This window comes from Alteromonas sp. BZK5 (assembly GCF_014349115.1).
Taxonomy (GTDB): Bacteria; Pseudomonadota; Gammaproteobacteria; order Enterobacterales; family Alteromonadaceae; genus Alteromonas; species Alteromonas macleodii.
Genome location: NZ_JACSOE010000037.1, coordinates 1 through 15,268 on the forward strand (window position 1 = coordinate 1; position 15,268 = coordinate 15,268).

12 protein-coding genes are annotated in these 15,268 nt (G+C 45.3%); 6 read left to right on the plus strand and 6 right to left on the minus strand.

The genetic code is table 11. The annotated features are described in order from the left end of the window. Positions 1 to 28: 28 nt before the first annotated feature. From BIZ39_RS11960 to BIZ39_RS11980, 5 genes are all read right to left on the minus strand, one after another. The gene (locus BIZ39_RS11960; RefSeq protein ID WP_187447068.1) at positions 29 to 922 is read right to left on the minus strand and encodes a prepilin peptidase; all 894 of its coding nucleotides are present in this window, start codon (positions 920 to 922) and stop codon (positions 29 to 31) included. 52 nt (positions 923 to 974) lie between these two features. Next, positions 975 to 2,186 (minus strand): type II secretion system F family protein, encoded by a 1,212-nt coding sequence (locus tag BIZ39_RS11965; RefSeq protein ID WP_187447069.1) that lies wholly within the window; start codon positions 2,184 to 2,186, stop codon positions 975 to 977. Positions 2,187 to 2,246: 60 nt separating this feature from the next. Continuing rightward, on the minus strand, positions 2,247 to 2,678 hold the full coding sequence (locus BIZ39_RS11970; RefSeq protein WP_187447070.1) for a prepilin-type N-terminal cleavage/methylation domain-containing protein: 432 nt from the start codon (positions 2,676 to 2,678) through the stop codon (positions 2,247 to 2,249). A 568-nt stretch (positions 2,679 to 3,246) separates the two neighbouring features. Then, positions 3,247 to 4,101: a carboxylating nicotinate-nucleotide diphosphorylase gene (nadC, locus tag BIZ39_RS11975; RefSeq protein WP_187447071.1), complete on the minus strand. Its 855-nt coding sequence runs from the start codon at positions 4,099 to 4,101 to the stop codon at positions 3,247 to 3,249. A gap of 32 nt (positions 4,102 to 4,133) precedes the next feature. Then, positions 4,134 to 4,652, minus strand: coding sequence for a TIGR02281 family clan AA aspartic protease (locus BIZ39_RS11980; protein ID WP_014977216.1), 519 nt, complete (start codon positions 4,650 to 4,652; stop codon positions 4,134 to 4,136). A gap of 183 nt (positions 4,653 to 4,835) precedes the next feature. Between BIZ39_RS11980 and ampD the strand changes: the two genes are divergently transcribed. From ampD to lpdA, 6 genes are all read left to right on the plus strand, one after another. Further along, complete coding sequence (gene ampD, locus BIZ39_RS11985; protein WP_187447072.1) at positions 4,836 to 5,375, plus strand: 1,6-anhydro-N-acetylmuramyl-L-alanine amidase AmpD; 540 nt, start codon at positions 4,836 to 4,838, stop codon at positions 5,373 to 5,375. 42 nt (positions 5,376 to 5,417) lie between these two features. After that, entirely contained in the window at positions 5,418 to 6,320 is a 903-nt protein-coding gene (gene ampE / locus BIZ39_RS11990) for a beta-lactamase regulator AmpE (protein WP_187447073.1), read from the plus strand. A gap of 365 nt (positions 6,321 to 6,685) precedes the next feature. Continuing rightward, positions 6,686 to 7,432, plus strand: coding sequence for a pyruvate dehydrogenase complex transcriptional repressor PdhR (pdhR, locus tag BIZ39_RS11995; protein ID WP_014950397.1), 747 nt, complete (start codon positions 6,686 to 6,688; stop codon positions 7,430 to 7,432). 211 nt (positions 7,433 to 7,643) lie between these two features. Then, complete coding sequence (gene aceE, locus BIZ39_RS12000; RefSeq protein ID WP_187447074.1) at positions 7,644 to 10,319, plus strand: pyruvate dehydrogenase (acetyl-transferring), homodimeric type; 2,676 nt, start codon at positions 7,644 to 7,646, stop codon at positions 10,317 to 10,319. Between the two features lie 21 nt (positions 10,320 to 10,340). Beyond that, positions 10,341 to 12,392 (plus strand): pyruvate dehydrogenase complex dihydrolipoyllysine-residue acetyltransferase, encoded by a 2,052-nt coding sequence (aceF, locus tag BIZ39_RS12005; RefSeq protein WP_187447075.1) that lies wholly within the window; start codon positions 10,341 to 10,343, stop codon positions 12,390 to 12,392. Positions 12,393 to 12,524: 132 nt separating this feature from the next. Beyond that, the gene (gene lpdA / locus BIZ39_RS12010) at positions 12,525 to 13,946 is read left to right on the plus strand and encodes a dihydrolipoyl dehydrogenase (RefSeq protein WP_014950394.1); all 1,422 of its coding nucleotides are present in this window, start codon (positions 12,525 to 12,527) and stop codon (positions 13,944 to 13,946) included. 156 nt (positions 13,947 to 14,102) lie between these two features. On the opposite strand, the gene BIZ39_RS12015 is transcribed toward lpdA, so the two are convergent. Then, positions 14,103 to 15,185, minus strand: a complete 1,083-nt coding sequence (locus BIZ39_RS12015; protein ID WP_187447076.1) for a LysR family transcriptional regulator — start codon at positions 15,183 to 15,185, stop codon at positions 14,103 to 14,105. Positions 15,186 to 15,268 lie beyond the last annotated feature (83 nt).

Here is a 15,268-nt window from a genome sequence, read left to right on the forward strand (position 1 = left end):
GCTTATTCATAATGCCGGCACCTTCAAACTAAAGTACGTAATCAAGATAGGTGGTAATAATGGCATCTTTAAAAAGCAGTGTCAGCCAACCCGCCACTGCGAGATAGGGACCAAAAGGAATTGCCAGCGACTTACCTTTGTTTTGAATCACCATTATGAGTATGCCTGCAATTGCGCCAACAAACGAAGAGAGCAAAATAATAATGGGCAAACCTTGCCAGCCCGTATAAGCGCCAAGTGCGGCGAGCAGCTTGAAATCGCCATAGCCCATGCCTTCTTTGCCAGTGGCAAGTTTAAATAGCCAATAAACAGACCATAAACTTAAATAACCCGCCGCTGCGCCAATAATAGCGTCGGTGGTGCCTACAAAAATGTGTTGCGTGCTCAACAGTAACCCCAACCACAGTAGAGGTAGTGTCAACTGGTCAGGTAATAGCATTTTATCTAAGTCAATAAACAGCAGAGCAACGAGTATGTAGGTAAACAATACGGCCCATAGTGCTTGCGATGTGACACCAAATTGATAGGCCGCAAACGTACAGGCTAAAGCAGTAAACAATTCAACCAGCGGGTAACGAACTGATATTCCAACTTTGCATTTAGCGCATTTACCTTTAAGGAACAGGTAGCTAATAACAGGAACATTTTCCCATGCGCGAATCTTGTGGCCGCAACTAGGGCATGTGCTGTCTGGTTTTACAAGGTTAAATACTTCCTCTGACGCCGTTGAGTTTTTATCGTTGGGCGTCGGCGCACCCTCGCTAAAATAGCTTTGGTACTCTTGCTGCCAACTGCGTTCCATCATAATAGGCAAGCGGTAAATCACCACGTTCAAGAAACTGCCAACCATTAAGCTTACAAAAAAGACTAGGGAATAGAATACAGCGGGGTAAAGCTGGCTGAGCGTAATTATCGCGTCCATGGTATGTGGTTCTTATAATTGTTGATTTTCGTTCTTTAGGTGCTGAGCTACGTTATACCACGTTACCCATCTGGAAAATAGGGAGGTACATAGCCACAATTAAGCCGCCGATTACCACGCCAAGTACGGCCATGATCATAGGTTCTAGTAGGCTGGTTAGACCGTCTACCATATCATCGACTTCAGCTTCATATATGGTGGCAATTTTACTGAGCATTTCATCAACCGCGCCCGACTCTTCACCAATGGCAATCATCTGCGTCACCATGTCAGGGAATACTTGTGTAGCGCGCATTGCAACGTGCATTGGCATACCTCCCGCCACTTCTTTACGCATGTATAAAATGGCCTCGCGGTATACCGCGTTGCCCGAAGCTCCGGCAGCGGATTCTAGTGCGCCAATAAGCGGCACACCTGCTGCGAAGGTCGTGGCTAGGGTTCGGGTAAAGCGCGCAATGCTGGCTTTTTTTAGTATCTCGCCGATAACGGGAATTTTTAAAATGTTGCGGTCTACCGTGTCCCGTAGCTTCTGGCTTCGCTTATAGGTGCGCATAAACATAAACCCAGCACCACCAATACCTATGGCGATAAAAATACCGTAGTCTTGTACAAATCGGGAAATAGCCAATACGAACTGGGTGAAGGCAGGGAGTTCTGCGCCAAAGCTGCTGAAAATCTCTTCAAACTGCGGCACAACAAATATAAGAAGGATGGTCGTAACAATAAAAGCAACAACCAAAACTGCGATAGGGTAAAACATCGCTTTTTTGATTTTTGATTTTAGTGCTTCGGCCTTTTCTTTGTAGGTCGCAATGCGGTCATAAATGGTTTCAAGTGCGCCCGACTGCTCACCGGTATAAACCAAATCGCAATATAAATCGTCAAAATATAGGGGGTGTTTTCTAAGCGCCGATGACAATGGATTACCCGCTTTTACCTCATCGGTTATTTCGCCTAAAAGCTTTCGCATGGATTGCTTGGCGTGACCTTGTGCAATCATTTCTAATGATTGAATTAACGTAACGCCCGCGCTCAACATTGTGGCAATTTGGCGAGATATTACCGAAATGTCCGCAGGGGTTATTTTTTGTCCACGTGCACCGAATAGGGGCTTACTAAGCTTCTTTACTTTGTTGGCTGAGATTCCCTGTCTTCGCAATAAATTTTTAGCTTCGGAAATTGTAATCGCAGATATTTCGCCTTTTCGAGACTGTCCGTGTTTGTCTTTACCTTGCCAAGTAAAAACTGATGCTGCTTTAGGCATACGTTGCTCCGATTCAAACGAAAAAGCCCAGCGAAAGCTGGGCTTTTTGAGTTACTAGACTTATGAAATTGGTACACAGCTATTTGAAAGTGTCACATCAGAGCACTGAATTTCCCACGTTAGTGCATTTCCTGCCACTGTCGGTACAAAGTTAACCGTAACGCTTGCCAAGGAGTAGTCTGCATGAGTAGTGACAACGATTGTGCCATCTGTTGTGTTTACGCCTACTACATCGGCAGTTGCTGTAATCTCTCCTGGAACACCATTTGCGGTTGCATCGCAATCTGCTAGTGCAGCAGTTGACTGATAGCATATTTCAACCGCTGTTTTTGCTGCTGCTGAAGCGTTCAATACTTCTGAGAAACGAGCTTTTTGCACGTAGTTTTGGTAAGCAGGCAATGCGATTGCTGCAAGGATGCCGATGATTGCAACAACAATCATTAGTTCGATTAGGGTGAAACCTTTTTGGTTTTTAGTATTCATATTCATCATGGTTTTCTCCGGGACGTGTATAACACGTAAAGTTTAAATCTAATTCAAATTGACGTTTATACCCGAGTCGTCCGTTTAACGCCCCTGGTACTTGATACTCAGTATAGAATTTTATTTGTTACTGACAAGTATAGGCGAATATACCTATGTCTAGCTTTTTCAGTATGACATGGTTCGCCGCACCTTGGCAGGCTTTATCACTTGAACTTTCGTATAAAAGTTAATGACTTAAGTGCGCATGTCTATCTATACACAAAAAGCATTATCGAGAAATGACTGAACAGAATGACGAGTAATCGTATTGTAAATTATACATCTACTTGGTGATTTAAAATCACTGTGCAACCTCAACCATTAAGGTCTCAGCAATTAAAGCCACAGTATAGGAAAGTGATAATTACGATAACGTAAATTTCACTGAAACACTTTAGCTTTATAATAAAACACGTGCAACAAAGAAGCCGCGTTATAAAAGTGGAAGTACAACGGGATAAGCAACACATTCGCTTACCTAATGTTAAATCCACCTATACAGCTTATAATTTGGCTCTTTATCTTTCTTACTCTGCTATGTCAAATTAATGCGCAGCGACAAATCAATGGCCTGAACGTGTTTGGTTAAAGCTCCAGATGAAATGTAATCTACGCCTAGCTTAGCGAGAGACGCCAGTCGTTCATCAGTAATGTTTCCTGATACTTCCAGTTTACATTGACCTTTGTTGAGCGCTACTGCCTGTTGGATCTGTTCGTTAGAGAAATTATCCAGCATGACAATGTCGGCACCTGCTCCAAGGGCTTGTTCAAGCTCGGTTAAACTCTCTACCTCTACTTCAACGGGCCTGCCCGGCATCATTGTTTTCGCTCGGCTTACGGCTTTCTCGATGTTTCCGCAAGAAAATATGTGATTTTCTTTAATTAAGAATGCATCGAACAGACCCACACGATGGTTTTGACCTCCACCACAACGCACCGCGTATTTCTGTGCATGCCGCAGACCTGGCAACGTTTTGCGGGTATCGAGAATTTTGGTGTTGGAGCCATCTAAAAACTTAGCGTAAAAGGCAGTAACAGTGGCGGTTGCTGACAGGGTTTGTAGGAAGTTAAGCGCCGTACGTTCTGCCGTCAATATCGCGCGAGCAGAGCCTTCCAAACTAACCAGTACGGTGTTGGCATCAGCTTTGTCACCATCTTTTACATGCCACGTTAGCGACACCGACTCGTCGATTAGTGCAAATGCTTGGTTTGCCCATGCGATTCCACAAACCACGCAAGGCTCTCGCGTAATAATAGTGGCTTTTGCATTAACGCTTTCATCTATCAGGTTCGCCGTAATGTCGTTTGCAGCATTTAATTCGCCGCCAAGATCTTCAATAAGCGCGTTCGATACTTGCTCTCGAATCGCTTGCATGTCTGGTGATGTCATCTTCATCGCTATGATCTATGCTATCTGTGTATTTAAAGGGTACGCAATATTAACCATTCTCCGCGCTGAGTAAACTCTAATTGGCGAAGAACACTCATTCCCAGCAATATATGGTCATCTTGCATACCGGGGTTTAAGTTTGCTTTTACATCGCGCACCACAATTTCACCAATGCGCAAAGTTTCAATGGTCGATTCGGCGACTCTTACAACGCCGTTAGCTGTGCTGGCTAACCCTTCTCGACCCGCTTTGAGTTGAAGCTTGTTAGCCAAATGAGCGGGAACGGCTACGTCAGTGGCACCCGTATCAACAAGAAATACGACTTCCTCACCATTAATATAACCTGTTGTCACATAGTGACCTTGGCGATTTTGCTTAAGTCGGACTTCGGTTTGTGAACCAATACGCTCTGATGTTGGTTCGCTATTTGGGTTAATTTGTTTTTCTAGAAGATCTGAGAAAATAAAAACCAGTAGACCAAAACCGCAAATCCAAGCAAGCGCAACCATCCATTTACCCGTTGACGCTGTCGGGTCTTGTTGTTCATTCATGCTTCTACCTTTCTTATAATAGTGGTGCACCGCTTTTCGTATCGCTAAATACTCGGCGTAATCTCTTAAGCAAAAGACTAACGTGCTGATTAGCTTGTTAGAATGCAATGTATAGCCCTATACACTTATATCCATATACAATGTAGGCTATTAGCCAGAAAATCAATTATCGAAGCAAATACTATGGTGCTTTACAACGAAGCAAAGTACACAGCAAGTCCGCATTATGATGCTCGTCCTGACAGCACAGACGTTAGCCTGTTAGTGATACACAATATTTCACTACCTCCTTCACAGTTTGGTACGCCGGGCATTCGCCAATTGTTTACCGGAACCCTCAATCCTGATGAACATCCCTTTTATAAAGAAATTGCTGGGTTACGAGTTTCCGCTCATTGTGTGATTTATCGAACGGGTGAAGTAGAGCAATTTGTACCCTTCGAACAGCGCGCATGGCACGCAGGATTGTCTTCGTTTCAAGGCCGCAGCCGCTGTAACGACTATGCTATAGGTATTGAACTTGAAGGTACTGATACGTTGCCTTACACCGATGCACAGTACCAAGCCCTTGGCGAACTCACTGATTTTATTACGAGATACTATCCTCGGATCACGTTAGGGCGTATCGTAGGCCATAATGATATAGCACCAGGGCGAAAAACTGACCCTGGTGCAGCTTTCGATTGGGCAAGATATAGAATGCGCGTTGCTGGGTTTAAATAATTTAACTAATCCGCACTGCAGAAAAAAGGAAACTCAATACCTATGATGTTAATGAGCTTGCTATTAGTTCTCAGCCTCGAGCGGTTGATAACAAAAACACCTAATTGGCATATTGAAAAGTATGCCGCTCAATATCGTGCTTTTCTTCAAGATAAAGGGTTGATTAAGTTTCAAGAAGGAAATGAAGGTGAGGAGGGGAGTAAAAAGGCCTCATCCACAGCACTTTATTTCTATCTTTTACTTCCCGCAGTAGTGCTGGGAGCAATTGAATACTGGGTACTTGGTGCATTTCTTACGTTTATAGAGCAAAGCATAATTTTGTTCATCTGTATTGGCTGCCCTGCATTGCGAGCCGTCTACAAGAGTTTTTTGAATGCTGCTGATCGAGGTGACCTTCAGGCGTGCAGTATGTACACCGACCAACTAGGGCATTGTGCAAGTCAAACAGACAGTGACGGAAGTGCGGGTACAGAAGGCAAAACTTTTGGCCAACACCTTACCTGGCTTAACTATCAACACTATGCCGCTGTGATGCTGTGGTTTATTGCTTTTGGTGCACCTGGCGCGCTGTTTTATAGCTTGAGTCGAAGCACAACCGAGGCATTGTGTGATGCAAATCACCCTTTAAAAGCCGCTGCGGGAAGATTGATGTTTGCGCTTGATTATATTCCTGTTCGCGTTACCGCTTTTGGCATGTTGATGATGGGACATTTCTCACGAGCGTTGCCTGAGTGGATTAAGTATGCACTTCAGTTCGATGTACCTGCATACGATGTGCTTACACAAATTTCTTCGAAAGCTGAGATTCTAACGCCTGATGAACAGCAGTTGCAGGCTGAAAATGCAGCAATAGAACCGAAGGTGCTTGTAAAGTTAGCAAAACGTAATGTTATTTTTCTTCTTCTAATAACATCAGCGCTCACGCTTGTAGGCAGTCTTGCATAGTCATTATTTTTAACATTTACTAGCCTACTTGGCTTAGAAGGGCGTTTGGTCTATTTATTAATTGTAGGTAGATCAGGCGCTTTGCCCCTATTAATGCATTCTCCCTTCCTCATCAGACCAGTTTGCGGTTACTGATTTTTCTTAACAAATTCAACAATAAAGCTTAACACCCAGCAAAAGGTAAATGCTTTGCTATGCTTGTGAGTATTTACCTCGAAATCGATCTGCCTTAAACTAGATAGGTAAAATGGTATTACCAATTGAGTTTGTGATTAAATATTCCACGATTATTTTTTACATTCACCGCTCTTATAACGTCGCTATTGTTATAGAGCAGGGTTTAAATAAAAGGATACGTAGCGCGCATGCGGCAGCAGCGAAAAAAACTCTCTGATGTGATTACCGAGCAACTCGAGTCAATGATACTCGACGGTACGTTATTGGCTGGTCAGAAATTACCGCCAGAGAGAGAGCTTGCGCTTGAATTTGATGTATCGCGACCTTCGCTTAGGGAAGCCATTGGTAATTTACAGGCACGTGGGTTGGTAGAACGTAAGCAAGGCGGCGGTACGTTTGTTAACCGCAACCTTAACTCAGCCATGACAGACCCCCTAATGGACTTAGTTAGCCAGCGTCCTGAAACTCAATTTGATTTGCTTGAATTTCGTCATGCACTTGAAGGGATGGCGGCGTATTACGCGGCACTTCGTGGTCAACCTGAAGATTACAACGCATTGAAGCAAGCATTGAACGACGTACCTACGCCTAAAGCGCACGAAAGCAAGCGTGCCCAAGCTGAGGCGCTAGGACAGTTTTATATCATTATGGCAAGAGCATCACACAATATGGTGTTGTTGCACGTAATGAGCACCATGCAAAGCATGCTGGTGGACAATATTGAACGAAACTTTGACATGTTGGCAGCGCACCCTGAAGCGGTGGAAGACATTGCTAAGCAGCGTCGTGAAATTGTAGAGGCCATTGCTTCTCGCGACCCTGAAGCTGCGCGTCAGGCATGTAATACGCATTTGGCGTTTATTGAAAAAACGCTACTAACCATTAATCAACGCGATACCCGCGTACAGCGTGCATTGCGACGATTAGAGATTTAGTTACTAGTCTTACTTTTTATAAGATAAGGGCTAGATAGCTATTCATTCGCAGAGGCCGGTCAGGTTTTTCCTGTGCCACTGCAAAAGCAGGTGAGCCAGATTGGGTCACTGTGAGTACAACGTAATTTAGTTTTCCTTCTTTTAGCGCCTTTAAGAGTAGAGGCAATGCTAAGGGAGGATTTTCTATATAAGCAAAAAATAGGATGGCACCATGTCTGATATGATGCACCAAGATGTAGATCCTCAAGAAACTAAAGAGTGGATTGATGCGCTTGAGTCGGTTTTAGAAGAGGAAGGCGTAGAACGCGCCCACTATTTACTCGAAAAACTTATTGATAAAGCACGTCGCAGCGGAGCGCATCTACCGTATGACGCAACTACTGCCTACATCAATACTATCCCAGCAGCGCAAGAGCCAAAAATGCCTGGCGACTTGACCATCGAAGCGCGCATCCGTGCGGCAATTCGTTGGAACGCATTGATGATTGTATTGCGTGCATCTAAGAAAGACCTAGAGCTTGGTGGCCACATTGGTAGCTTCGCATCATCGGCTATGCTTTACGATGTTGGCTTTAACCACTTCTTCAAAGCGCCTAACGAAAATCAAGGCGGCGACTTTATTTTCGCTCAGGGCCATATTTCTCCAGGTATTTATGCGCGCTCATATATGGAAGGCAACTTAACTGAAGAACAGTTAAACAACTTCCGCCAAGAGTGTGCTGGCGATGGTCTGTCGTCATACCCACACCCTCACTTGATGAAAGACTACTGGCAATTCCCAACCGTATCTATGGGTCTTGGTCCACTTCAAGCTATCTACACAGCGCGCTTCCTTAAGTATCTAACTAACCGTGGTATCAAAGACTGTTCAGGTCAGCGCGTTTACTGCTACATGGGTGACGGTGAGTGTGATGAGCCAGAGAGCTTGGGTGCAATTGGTCTTGCTTCTCGTGAAGGCCTGGACAACCTAACGTTTGTTATCAACTGTAACCTTCAGCGTCTAGACGGCCCGGTACGTGGTAACGGCAAAATTATCCAAGAACTTGAAGGTACGTTCCGCGGCGCTGGCTGGGAAGTAGTGAAAGTTATTTGGGGTAGCTACTGGGATGAGCTATTAGCTCGTGATAAATCTGGCAAGCTAATTCAGCTTATGGGCGAAACAGTAGACGGTGAATACCAGAACTGTAAAGCCAAAGGCGGCAAGTACACCCGTGAGAACTTCTTCAACAAGTATCCTGAAACAGCGGCACTTGTAGCGAACATGTCTGACGACGACATCTGGCGCTTGAACCGTGGTGGCCACGATCCAGTTAAAGTATTCGCGGCTTACCAAAAAGCGATTGATACGAACGATCGTCCAACGGTAATCCTTGCTAAAACGGTTAAAGGTTTCGGTCTTGGTGCATCAGGCGAAGCACAAAACGTAGCGCACAACGTGAAGAAAATGGACGTTGATTCAATCAAAGCGTTCCGTGACCGTTTCAATATTCCAGTAGCAGACGACAAGATTGCTGACCTGCCATACTTCAAGTTCGACGAAGACAGCGAAGAAATGAAGTACCTTCGCGCACGTCGTGAAGCTCTAGGCGGTTACTTGCCTTCTCGCCGCGAACAGGCTGAAGAGCAATTAGAAGTTCCAGAACTAAGCGCGTTCGATGCTATTTTAAAAGGTTCAGGTGACCGTCAAGTATCGTCAACTATGACGTTTGTACGTGTACTTAATGCGCTATTGAAAGATAAGAAAATTGGTAAGCGTGTAGTACCAATTATTCCTGATGAAGCCCGTACGTTTGGTATGGAAGGCTTATTCCGTCAGGTAGGTATTTATGCCAACGAAGGCCAGAAATACGTACCTCAAGATGCCGACCAAGTCGCTTACTATCGCGAAGATAAGAAAGGTCAGGTATTACAAGAAGGTATTAACGAGCTAGGTGCAATGGCATCGTGGGTTGCGTCGGGTACGTCTTACTCAACGTGTAACGCTACCACTATTCCGTTCTACATCTACTACTCGATGTTTGGTTTCCAACGTGTTGGTGACTTGGCATGGGCAGCAGGCGATAGCCAAGCACGTGGTTTCCTTTTAGGCGCAACTGCGGGTAGAACCACGCTTAACGGTGAAGGTCTACAGCACCAAGACGGTCATTCACACGTTCAGGCGAACCTAATCCCTAACTGTATTACTTACGATCCAACGTACGGTTATGAAGTCGCGGTTATCGTTCAAGATGGCCTGCGTCGCATGTACGGTAACAATGAAAATATTTTCTATTACCTAACGCTAATGAACGAGAACTATCAGCACCCTGCAATGCCAGAAGGTGATGATGTTGCTGAGCAGATCATTAAAGGTATCTACAAGCTAGAGCGTGTTGAAAATGACAAGTCTAAGCTTAATGTACAGCTAATGGGCTCAGGTACTATCTTGAACGAAGTGCGTAAAGCGGCCCAGATACTATGTGAAGACTACAACGTGTCTTCTGACGTTTACTCTGTGACCTCGTTCAACGAGCTAGCGCGTGAAGGTCAAGACGTTGCGCGCTGGAACATGCTAAATCCAGAAGCTGAGCAAAAAGTACCTTACATTGGTCAGGTAATTACGAAAGACGCAGGTCCTGCAATTTCTGCCACCGACTATGTGAAGAACTACTCAGACCAAGTACGCGCGTTCATCGAAACTGAATACCGCTGCCTAGGTACAGACGGTTTCGGTCGAAGCGATAGCCGTGAAAACTTGCGTACTCACTTTGAAGTAAATGCGTCATACATTGTGGTTGCATCACTTTACGAACTAGCTCAGCGCGGCGACGTTGAGAAGAAAGTGGTAGCAGAAGCCATTAAGCGTTTTGAAATTAACGCTGAAAAACTTAACCCACTTTACGCGTAAGCCAGATAAGGTATTTTACATATGTCAGATATTCAAAAGATTATCGTACCCGACGTAGGCGGTGACGAAGTTGAAGTTATCGAGCTATGTGTTGCCGTAGGCGACAACATTGAGGCTGATGAAGGCGTTGTTACTGTTGAAAGTGACAAGGCGTCAATGGACATTCCAGCACCGTTTGAAGGTGAGATTGTAAGCCTGTCTGTATCAGTAGGCGATAAAATCAAAGAAGGCGATGTGATTGGTGAAATGAAAGTTGCTGGTGGTGATAGTGCTGGTGAGAGCGCCGCTGAAGAATCATCTTCAGACGATGCTTCACAAGAAGAAGCGCCCAAGCAAGAAGAAGCACCAAAAGACGAAAGCAAGTCAGAAGCAGCGCCAGCTGCGTCTGGCAGCAGCGAAGTGATTGAAGTTGCAGTACCGGATATCGGTTCTGACGACGAAGTAGACGTAATCGACGTATTGGTTTCAGTGGGCGACACCATTGAAAAAGAAGATGGGCTAATTACCCTTGAAACCGATAAAGCAACCATGGACGTTCCTTCAACACACGCAGGTACGGTGAAAGAAGTATTCATCAGTACTGGCGATAAAGTGAAAGAAGGTACGGTTGTTATTAAGCTTGAAGTAGCGGGTTCAGGCTCGTCTTCAAGTGAATCGGCGTCTAGCGATGCTTCTTCTGAAGCGTCTGCACCGGCTGCACAGGAAAGTGCAAAGCAAGAGTCAGCGCCAGCGGCGTCTGCCGGTAGCGAGACTATCGAAGTTGCTGTACCAGACATTGGTGAAGACGGTGAAGTTGACGTTATCGATGTACTTGTATCAGCTGGCGATACCGTTGAAAAAGAAGACGGTCTTATCACGCTAGAAACTGATAAAGCGACCATGGATGTGCCTTCAACACATGCAGGTACGATTAAAGAAGTCTTTATCAAAGCGGGAGACAAAGTTAAGCAAGGCACCTTGGTTGTTAAGCTTGAGACCAGCGGTGGATCCTCTTCAAGTGCAGCTGAAAAGCCTGCTGAAGCGCCTAAACAAGAAGAGACTAAACAAGAGTCACAGCAAGAAGAGACTAAACAAGCATCACAGCAGGAAGCTTCGCAAGGTCGTTCTCCTGTGCCTCCAGCGCCAGAAGCCAAGAATACAGGTAAAGCACATGCTTCTCCTTCGGTTCGCCGTATTGCTCGTGAGTTTGGTGTAGACCTGACTCAAGTTAACGGCTCTGGTCCTAAAAACCGTATCTTGAAAGAAGACGTTCAAGCCTATGTGAAAGCTGAGCTTGCGAAACCTCGCACAGCAGCAGCTTCAGGCGGTGCGCCTGTGGGCGACAACGTACTTCAAATCGTGCCGGTTAAGCCTATTGATCACAGCAAGTTTGGCGAGATTGAAGAACAAAAGCTTTCTCGAATTCAAAAGATCTCTGGACCGTTCTTACACCGTAACTGGGCGACTATCCCCCACGTTACGCAGTTCGACGAAGCAGATATCACTGAAGTGGAAGAATTCCGTAAAGAGCAAAACGCTTACCACGCGAAGATTAAGTCTGGACTTAAGATCACGCCATTGGTATTCGTGATGAAAGCGGTAGCTAAAGCCCTTGAGAAATACGAAGTATTCAACTCATCATTGTCTGACGACGGCGAGAGCTTAATCATTAAGAAGTTTATCAACATTGGCATTGCGGTTGAAACACCGGGAGGCCTTGTTGTACCTGTTATTCGTGACGTGAATAAGAAAGGTATTGAGCAGCTGTCTCAAGAGCTTATCGACACCTCTAAGAAAGCCCGTGAAGGCAAGCTTAAAGCGGCTGACATGCAGGGTGGAACGTTCACCATCTCTAGTCTAGGTGGTATTGGTGGCACGGCGTTTACACCTATTGTAAATGCACCAGAAGTCGCCATATTAGGTGTGTCGAAGTCTGAGATGAAGCCTAAGTGGAATGGTAAAGAGTTTGAGCCGCGCTTAATGGTGCCGCTAAGCCTGTCATACGACCACCGAGTCATCGATGGTGCGGTAGGTGCAAGATTCTCTACTGAGGTTGCTGCAAACCTAACTGACTTACGCAGAATCATACTTTAAATAAAAGGTCGAAAAAGTTTACAATATCAGTAACATTTTCGACGATTTTATAAGCCCATTTGGTGGCATTTAGGTTATGCTATTACACAAAAGTAATAGCATGACCCTACAAGAACAGGATTGAGGTTCACAATGAGCGAAATTAAAACGCAATTGGTGGTACTGGGCGGCGGCCCTGGCGGTTATTCAGCAGCATTCCGTGCGGCTGACTTAGGTATTGAAACAGTTATCGTAGACTCACGCGACACGCTTGGTGGTGTTTGTCTTAACGTTGGCTGCATCCCTTCAAAAGCCCTTCTTCACGTTGCTAAAGTGATGAAAGAAGCGAAGCACCTTGCTAGCCACGGTGTATCGTTTGGCGAGCCTACCATCGATTTAGATAAAATCCGCGAATACAAAGACGGCGTTGTTAAGCAACTAACAAATGGCCTTAGCGGTATGTCTAAAATGCGTAAAACCAAGCATGTACAAGGCTTCGGTAAATTTACAGGCGCAAACACCCTAGAAGTAAAAAATGGTGACGACGTTACTACTATTACTTTCGAGAAAGCGATTATCGCTGCGGGTTCTGAGCCAGTAAGCCTACCGTTCATCCCAGAAGATGATCGTGTAATTGACTCAACTGGCGCACTGGAAATGAAAGACATTCCAGAGAAAATGCTAGTACTAGGCGGTGGTATCATCGGTCTAGAAATGGGTACTGTGTACGAAGCACTTGGCTCGAACATTGATGTAGTTGAATTCTTAGATCAGCTAATTCCAGCAGCTGACAAAGACATCATGAAAGTGTTCATGAAAGACTACAAAGACAAGTTTAACATCATGCTTGAAACCAAAGTGACTGCGGTTGAAGCAAAAGACGATGGCTTGTACGTAACATTTGAAGGTAAGAACGCACCTGCTGAGCCAGTGCGCTACGACAAAGTACTTGTTGCTGTTGGTCGTAAGCCAAACGGTAAGCTAGTTGGCGCAGATGCAGCTGGCGTAAACGTTGACGAGCGTGGCTTCATCAACGTTGATAAGCAAATGCGTACCAACGTTGACCACATCTTCGCAATCGGTGACCTTGTAGGTCAGCCTATGCTTGCGCACAAAGCAGTTCACGAAGGGCACGTTGCTGCAGAGGTAATTGCTGGACAGAAACACTACTTCGATCCACGCGCTATTCCTTCAGTAGCGTACACTGAGCCAGAAGTTGCTTGGGTTGGTCTAACTGAAAAAGAAGCGAAAGAGCAGGGCGTAAGCTATGAAACAGCAACGTTCCCATGGGCTGCTTCAGGCCGTGCAATTGCATCTGATGCAACTAACGGTATGACCAAGATGATTTTCGAAAAAGAAACGGGCCGCGTAATCGGTGGTGCTATGGTAGGTACCAACGCGGGCGAAATGCTTGGCGAAATCGGCCTTGCTATTGAGATGGGTGCTGACGCTGAAGACGTAGCATTGACTATCCATGCTCACCCAACGCTTAACGAATCAATTGGTCTTGCGTCTGAAATCTTCGAAGGAAGTATTACTGACCTACCAAACCCGAAAGCGAAGAAAAAGAAGTAATTTAGCTTCTTTTTTCGAATTATGAAAGAACCGCTCATTGAGCGGTTTTTTTATTAGGGCTTTGAATGTTTTAGAACCACTTTACCTGCGGTAACACAACGCGATGACGAACATGTTAAGTCTCGCCGAGTGAGTAGTTAACTAAGCAGGCTAGTATTAAGCCGTTTCTTTTCCAACCGCTACTGTGTCGAGTCTTTTGTCCATTTCATCATTGCTGGGCGTTTTCAAATGCGCTGGCGTAAATTCTTCGCAGTCCATATTACGCTGGTCCATAAAGCGCTTAACCGTTTCGGCGCAATAGGCTTTTCTACAGCATCGAGAGAGCAGCATTTCATGACGTTGTACACGCTCGCGAATAAATCTAACTACGAGTCCTCTAAGCCACTGTAAACCCGCGTCTTGATCCTGACGTTTGTGCCACATCACAGACAGCGGAGAGCTGACAATTTCTATTGGCGTTTCAAATACCGCCAGTTCCCCTGAGAAAATTTCTTTTTCCATTACCAAAGACGGTGCTACACAAATAAGGTTGCTCTCTTTTAATAACGGTGTAGCGTTATAAAACTGGTTTACTGACATTGCCACGCGGCGTTTAAGGCCTAAATTCGCCAGCACCTGATCTGTAGGGCCAGTCACATCGCCTGTAACAGAAACCAGAAGATGATCAGCCGCAACAAAGTCTTCTAAGGTCAATTGAGATTTTGCTAGTGGATGATCGGGGCGCATTACCACAACCCAGCTTGGGTCGAGAACATGTTCGGCATGAATAACAGAGCCAGGCTCCTGATATTTAGAGAAAGTGAGCTCTGCTTCAGCGTCTTTGAGTATTTTGTCGGTTTCCATGTCGTAATTAGGAATGGCATGGATATTAATACCTGGCGCTTCATTCTCAATCACTTTGCGTAGCGGCCCCCACACCATAGAAACGATGCTGTCAGTTGCAGCTATACGAAAGGTACGCTTAGCTGTTGCAGGGTTAAAGTCAGTTGGGTTAACGGCGACTTCGAGCTCGCCTAAAGGGCCCTGAATCTGACTCCATAAATTTTTAGCAAATGAGGTAGGTTGAATACCACGGCCGTCTTTAACGAACAGTTCATCTTTCCAGGCTGTACGCATACGAGAAAGTGCGTTAGATACCGCAGGTTGCGTCATCGACAGCCTGTCAGCTGCGCGGGTAATTGCACCCTCGGTCATGATGGCATCAAAAATCATCAATAAATTTAAATCATGTGGACGCATGGTTGTCTCCGGTGTCTATTGCGGACAGTCTACTTTCACCTATCGAACAATGAAAAAAGCTGCCGTTTACTGCGTTTTTGGCT